At 34.2% G+C, this 6,786-nt stretch carries 7 protein-coding genes and 1 pseudogene; 5 read left to right on the top strand and 3 right to left on the bottom strand.

Annotated features, from left to right (window positions below; all coding sequences use genetic code 11):
• Positions 1–35: 35 nt before the first annotated feature.
• Positions 36–1,022 carry an FUSC family protein gene (locus HMPREF2937_RS07400; RefSeq protein ID WP_002481667.1) on the bottom strand — a complete coding sequence of 329 codons (987 nt, stop codon included), beginning with the start codon at positions 1,020–1,022 and terminating at the stop codon, positions 36–38.
• A 219-nt stretch (positions 1,023–1,241) separates the two neighbouring features.
• Here HMPREF2937_RS07400 and map point away from each other — a divergent pair, with 219 nt between their 5' ends.
• From map to HMPREF2937_RS07425, 5 genes are all read left to right on the top strand, one after another.
• Positions 1,242–2,006, top strand: coding sequence for a type I methionyl aminopeptidase (map, locus tag HMPREF2937_RS07405; protein WP_002481666.1), 765 nt, complete (start codon positions 1,242–1,244; stop codon positions 2,004–2,006).
• A gap of 115 nt (positions 2,007–2,121) precedes the next feature.
• Positions 2,122–2,517, top strand: coding sequence for a hypothetical protein (locus HMPREF2937_RS07410; RefSeq protein WP_002481665.1), 396 nt, complete (start codon positions 2,122–2,124; stop codon positions 2,515–2,517).
• Positions 2,518–2,532: 15 nt separating this feature from the next.
• Positions 2,533–3,234: a cell wall-active antibiotics response protein VraT gene (gene liaF / locus HMPREF2937_RS07415; RefSeq protein ID WP_002481664.1), complete on the top strand. Its 702-nt coding sequence runs from the start codon at positions 2,533–2,535 to the stop codon at positions 3,232–3,234.
• Positions 3,231–4,274 carry a sensor histidine kinase VraS gene (locus tag HMPREF2937_RS07420; RefSeq protein WP_002481663.1) on the top strand — a complete coding sequence of 348 codons (1,044 nt, stop codon included), beginning with the start codon at positions 3,231–3,233 and terminating at the stop codon, positions 4,272–4,274. The genes liaF and HMPREF2937_RS07420 overlap by 4 nt, the downstream gene beginning before the upstream one ends.
• On the top strand, positions 4,264–4,893 hold the full coding sequence (locus HMPREF2937_RS07425; protein ID WP_070864320.1) for a response regulator transcription factor VraR: 630 nt from the start codon (positions 4,264–4,266) through the stop codon (positions 4,891–4,893). Before HMPREF2937_RS07420 ends, HMPREF2937_RS07425 begins: the two co-directional genes overlap by 11 nt.
• Before the next feature lie 70 nt (positions 4,894–4,963).
• On the opposite strand, the gene HMPREF2937_RS07430 is transcribed toward HMPREF2937_RS07425, so the two are convergent.
• Both HMPREF2937_RS07430 and HMPREF2937_RS07435 read right to left on the bottom strand, forming a co-directional pair.
• Positions 4,964–5,542 (bottom strand): beta-class carbonic anhydrase, encoded by a 579-nt coding sequence (locus HMPREF2937_RS07430; RefSeq protein ID WP_002481661.1) that lies wholly within the window; start codon positions 5,540–5,542, stop codon positions 4,964–4,966.
• Positions 5,543–5,749: 207 nt separating this feature from the next.
• Positions 5,750–6,676, bottom strand: a pseudogene (locus tag HMPREF2937_RS07435) (YihY/virulence factor BrkB family protein); the annotation flags it as partial.
• Positions 6,677–6,786 lie beyond the last annotated feature (110 nt).

A 6,786-nucleotide genomic window follows, 5' to 3' on the forward strand; every position in this document is an offset into this window, starting at 1 on the left:
GAAGTCAGAACATTTATGTCCCGACCCCTTTTCTGTTAAGCATAACGTTCATCGAGAATACGATAAGTCATGAGAATTTCATAAATGATATGGCTTTTAACTTGTTGTTTTTCAAATTCATCTAAACGAATCACACTGCGTTTTAATATTTCAGCATCTTCATCTACACGTTCAAAACCACCTGTTTCTATAATTTCACTGATACTTTCTGCGATGTTCAAGATAGCTGTTTGTTCAGCTTTCGTGAAGTGAAACTTAGTGTTCTTAGGCAAATAGACAATGTTAGATAAATGGGTAATAAACAGGCGATCTGTATGTGCACGATTAGACAGTGCTTTAAGTTTAACCCAATCTTCTTGGTCTTTGTGGTATTCTAATTCGTCTTTTTGGTAACGAATTAATGTGTCTACTCGCAAGATGGCTGAAAGTAATTTTTCTAATTTTTGATTAGTTTTAGTAGAATTAAATTTTTCATTCACCAATTCTTTTAAACGTAGACTATAGAGATGATACATATCTGTTTCAACTTTTTGTGCGTTCTCAGCAACTTGATGGTAGTATTTCGGCGGTAAAACAATTAAGTTTACCAAACCAGCTGTAACCAAACCGATGACCGCTGTTAAAAGTCGTGAGAAGAAATTAAATAAATAATGATCTCCAATACCTGGTATCATGGCCATAGCGGTTAAAGTCGCAACTGTAATACCATCATGTAATTTTAATTTTGCGCAAATAAAGATTGTACAGGTGGCGCTCATCGCATAAGCAAGTGCTGATTTATCACTGAAAATATACGTAAAGAGTACAGCTAAGAGCGCACCGATAACAGTCGCAGGCAAACGTTTATATCCTTTTTTGAGTGATGCTTTTGCGGTTGGTTCAATGGTGACGATGGCGCTTAAAGTGGCATAAATCGGGTTAAGATTGAGCGCCATGCAAAAGAAGGCTGTCAAAAATGTGGCAAGTCCAGTTTTAATGGTTCTTGCGCCGATAATTTTGCGATACCATTTGTCTTGTGTCATAAAAAAATTTACCTCACTTGATGTCGGCAACTTTGTTGCAACATAGTTCCATTTGCAGTTATTAACGAATGAACTGCTTCTTACAGATTTAGTATAACAAACATTTTTTGCTATAATAAGAAAGAATGAGTGTTAATTATGATAATTTCGTATCATAATGAGACATATAAGCGCACGTGCGCTGCATTATCAATTATTGAATAAGGAAAGGGATCGCACATGATTGTAAAAACAGAAGAAGAATTATTAGGTTTAAAAGAAATCGGATATATTTGTGCATTAGTCAGAGATACAATGCAAGAAGCAACAAAACCGGGTGTAACAACTAAAGAATTAGATAACATTGCTAAAGATTTATTTGAACAACACGGTGCTTTGTCTGCACCTATCCATGATGAAAATTTCCCTGGTCAAACTTGTATCAGTGTAAATGAAGAAGTGGCACATGGTATTCCAGGTAAACGCAAAATCCGTGAAGGGGATTTAGTTAATATAGATGTATCTGCATTGAAAAATGGTTATTACGCAGATACTGGTATTTCATTTGTTGTGGGTGAACCAAGTGACCCGATGAAACAAAAAGTATGTGAAGTTGCTGAAGAAGCGTTTGACAATGCAATGAAAAAAATCAAACCAGGCAGTAAACTAAGTCAAATCGGTAAAGCAGTACACGCAACTGCACGTAAAAATGATTTGAAAGTTATCCGTAACTTAACAGGTCATGGGGTAGGAAGCTCATTACATGAAGCACCTAATTACGTTCTAAACTACTATGATCCAAAAGATAAAACATTACTAAAAGAAGGTACTGTGATTGCAGTAGAACCTTTCATTTCTTCTAATGCAACATTTGTAACTGAAGGTAAAAATGAATGGGCTTTTGAAACAAGCGATAAAAGTTATGTCGCACAAATCGAACATACGGTTATTGTGACGAAAGATGGTCCATTATTAACAACGAAAATAGATAAAACAGAAGAATAATTCCTTGGTATCATGGGAATTAGGACTAAAGTATGAAAGTAAAATGGTTCCAGAGCCTATCGTGAGGCGTCTGGAATTATTTTATAATGGAATCAATCATAAATGAGGTGATTCCATGAATATCATAGCAATTTATTTAGACAAACTTTATCACACTACAGTTAAATACAGTATTACGAATTGCCAAGCGCATTTAAACAGAAAGTTACATTCAACTAAACAATATATCGCTTATTTAAACCGCAAAAGACAAAATATCGTGGCATATATTGAACAATTGACAACTGAAGTAGAAAATAAATATATCGATTTGATGGATCAATATCAAATCAGCAATGTACAACGAATGGAAAATATTAATAATGCAGAGTTGTCTGCATTAATGCATGACTTAAACGAGGCAGAATCTGATTGTGCAAGAATTGAAGCAGATTTATCAGAGCAAAATAAAACACGTATTACGCTTGAAAGAGAATGTGATATGATTGCACAAATGAGTTTAGTTGCATAGAAAAGGTGGCGAAACATGACCAATAAGTATATCTCAACTGAGATGTTGATAATATTTACAGCATTAATGATTATAGCCAATTTTTACTATATCTTTTTTGAAAAAATCGGCTTTATTCTCGTATTATTATTAGGGATTATCTTAATGTACGTAGGCTATCTTTATTTCCATAAAGTCAGAGGTCTGTTGGCCTTTTGGATTGGTGTATTAATGATTGCCTTTACACTGCTCTCTAACAAATATACGATTATTATTCTTTTTATTTTCTTAGTGCTGATTATTATTCGTTATATCGTCTTCAAATTTAAACCGATGAAGATTATTGCTTCTGATGAAGAAGTTACTTCACCGCAATTTATTAAACAAAAATGGTTCGGTAATCAAAGAACTCCTGTTTATGTTTATAAGTGGGAAGACTTGCAAATTCAACATGGCATCGGCGATATCCATATTGATTTAACGAAAGCAGCAAATATTAAAGAAAATAACACGATTGTGATGAGACACTTCATTGGTAAGATTCAAATTATTGTGCCGATGAATTACAATATCAATCTTCACGCAGCAGCATTTTATGGTAATGCGACTGTGAATCAGAATACGGTTAAGATTGAAAATAATCATATCCAAATGACTGAAGAAACAAAAGAAGAAAACTATAACATCAATATTTATACTTCGACATTTATTGGTGATGTTGAGGTGGTTTATAGATGAACCACTATATCAGAGCCATCGGTTCGATGCTGATATTGAACTATAGTATATTAGCGATTTTCTTTTTTATAGACAAAGTATTCGTCAACATCATCTACTTTCAAGGAATGTTTTATACGCAGATTTTCGGCATTCCTGTTTTCTTATTTTTAAATATTATAGTGATTTTGATGAGTATTATTGTTGGTTCTGTGTTAGCGTATAAAGTGAACGAACAAAATGATTGGATTAAAACACAAATTGAACATTCCATTGAAGGGGAAGTTGTCGGTATTAATGATCAAAATATCGAACTCTACCAAGAAACTTTGGATATCTATCATACACTTGTGCCATTAAACCAAGAATTACATCGACTACGTATTAAAACACAAGATTTGACCAACGAAACATATAATTTAAATGACGTTAAAGTGAAGAAAATTATAGAAGATGAACGCCAGCGTTTAGCTAGGGAATTGCATGATTCAGTTAGTCAGCAATTATTTGCGGCAAGTATGATGTTATCGGCGATTAAGGAATCACCACTTGAACCGCCACTTGATCAGCAAATTCCGACATTAGAAAAGATGGTACAAGATTCGCAACTAGAAATGCGTGCATTGTTATTACATTTAAGACCGCTTGGCTTAAAAGATCGCTCACTTGGGGAAGGAATTAAAGATCTTGTTGTGGACTTACAAAAGAAAGTGCCTATGAAAGTAGTTTATGATATTGAAGACTTTGAGGTACCAAAAGGCATAGAAGATCATTTATTCCGTATCACCCAAGAAGGGATTTCCAATACACTGCGACATGCAGAAGGCACAAAATTAACGATAGATTTATTTAATAAAGATGATTATCTATTATTGCGTATTCAAGATGATGGTAAAGGCTTTGATGTAGATGAAAAAATGGAGAAAAGCTATGGATTGAAGAATATGCGAGAGCGAGCATTAGAAATTGGGGCAACACTGCATATTGTTTCTTTGCCTGGGGCAGGGACAAGAATTGAAGTGAAGGCTCCATTGAATAAGGAGGAAAATGATGGCGATTAAAGTATTATTTGTCGATGACCACGAAATGGTTCGTATCGGCATCTCAAGTTATTTATCTACACAACCTGATATCGAAGTCGTCGGGGAAGGCAAATCAGGTAAAGAAGCAATTGAAAAAGCTCATGAATTGCAGCCTGATTTAATCTTGATGGATTTGTTGATGGAAGACATGGATGGCGTAGAAGCCACAATGCAGATTAAAAAAGATTTACCTCAGATTAAAGTATTGATGCTGACAAGTTATATTGAGGATAATGAAGTGTATCGTGCTTTAGACGCTGGGGTAGACAGTTATATTCTAAAAACGACGAGCGCAAGTGATATCGCAGAAGCGATTCGTAAAACATATCGTAACGAATCGGTGTTTGAAGCGGAAGTACTTGTTAAAATGCGTAATCGCATGAATCAACGTGCTGAATTATATGAATTATTAACAGATAGAGAAATGGAAATTTTATTGTTAATCGCAAAAGGTTATTCTAACCAAGAAATCGCCAGTGCGTCACATATTACGATTAAAACAGTTAAAACACATGTGAGTAATATATTAAGCAAGCTAGAAGTTCAAGACAGAACACAAGCTGTTATTTACGCATTCCAACACGATTTAATTCAATAAAAGAAAAGGCAAGATTGAAAATGAGTGCTTTCAATCTTGCCTTTGTATTATCCATAATACAGTTTATGTACTATTTATTTTTTTCTGCCAGTTCATAGCCATCTTGGATTAATTCTAATTCGCCAGTATGCGGATCAATCACAAGACCATGAATTGGTACTTTTTTATCAAATAATGGATGATGATAAAGCATATCAATATTATGTTTAACATTATCACTTGCGTTTTCGAAGCCTTCTAAGAAGTTGTCCACGTCTACACCAGAGTGTTTGATAATATCAAACGTTTCATCAGTAACGCCACGTTCTTTCATTGCATCTTTTACAGTATTTACGTCTAAACTACCCATGCCGCAGTCTTTGTGTGCCATAATAATTATTTCTTCAGCACCTAATGCATAAATACCAACTAATAAACTTTTAATTGTAGAACCGTATGGATGCGTAATAATAGCGCCTGCATTTTTGACTACTTTTAAATCTCCGTTATTAAAACCTAAAGCTTTTGTGCCTAAGTCTTGTAAACGTGTATCCATACAAGTGAATAATACTGCTTTTTTATTTGGTTTTTTACTTGTGGAATAGTTTTCAAACTCTTTGTTTTCCACAAATTCCTTATTGTAAGATAAAATACTGTCTAATAATGTCATCTTATTTACACTTCCTGTATCCTGAATTTAGTTGTTTTGTTATATCAAGATGAATTGACTGTCATGACTAGTTCACAAAAATGTCACTAACCAAATAGTATCATACCCTAATGAATACATAAAATAACATGTTTTTAAAAAATAAAAGAAAAAGAGCAACATCAACTTTGATTTTATACAAAGTGACTTGCTCTTTAAGTAATATGATTATCTTTCAGTATGAGGATTCTGCATTTCTGCACGTTCAAATTCACGTTCTTCAAGTGAATCTCCGTGTTTCAATGTTCTGCGTTGGTTAATAATCGCATTGATCTCAGCACCGACAATGATGATGAAACCAGTGATATATAGCCATAACATTAACACGATGATACCACCGATACTGCCGTATGTTTTAGAGTAGTTTGAGAAGTTTGAAACGTAGAAACCAAACGCCGCAGTACCTAGAATCCATACAACTGATGCGAAAAGTGCACCTGGTAATACAGATTTGAATTTAATTTTGATATTCGGTGCTAGGGCATATAGAGTTGAGAATAATAAGAAAATCACGATAAATGGTAATAAGAATCGTAAAATACTAAATACCCATTTCACTTGGCTATCAAGTCCAAGCGGACCAAATAATAAATGACCGATTTGTTGACCGAAAACTGGTAAGATTAAGGCTACAATAAATACTGCACCCATAATCACAGTGAATAGCACACTGATTAATTTCAATACGATAGGGTTTCTGCCGTCTTCAACATCATATGCTACGTTGAACGCGTTCATTAAGGCTGTCATACCATTTGAGGCAGACCAAAGTGCCAAAATCAAACCTACTGATAAAATACCGCCGCTGGCATTTTTCATAATATCTTCGATAATACCTGTCAGTAGATCCGCTGTAGAAGCAGGTGCATTTTTTGCAATCATACCGACAATTTTATTTCTATCGATTTGGAATAATGGTAAAAGTGAAAGCAAAAATAGCAACATAGGGAATAGTGATAACATAAAGTAATATGAAAGCTGTGCTGCTAAGCCTGTCGCATCATCTTTACCAATTCGATAAATTAAAAATGAAAAGAAATTGGAATCTTTCGTATATTTAGCCGGTTTGTTATTTCTAGCTACAAAGAATGTCTGAGGGTATTACACACGAAGATCATAATAATTATGTGGCACCGCAAGAATTCAAATCTAAGTCACCAAAAAAATCAAATCAGACATTCTTTGTAGCTAGAAATAACAAACCG

This window comes from Staphylococcus sp. HMSC061G12, assembly GCF_001838465.1.
GTDB lineage: Bacteria > Bacillota > Bacilli > Staphylococcales > Staphylococcaceae > Staphylococcus > Staphylococcus simulans.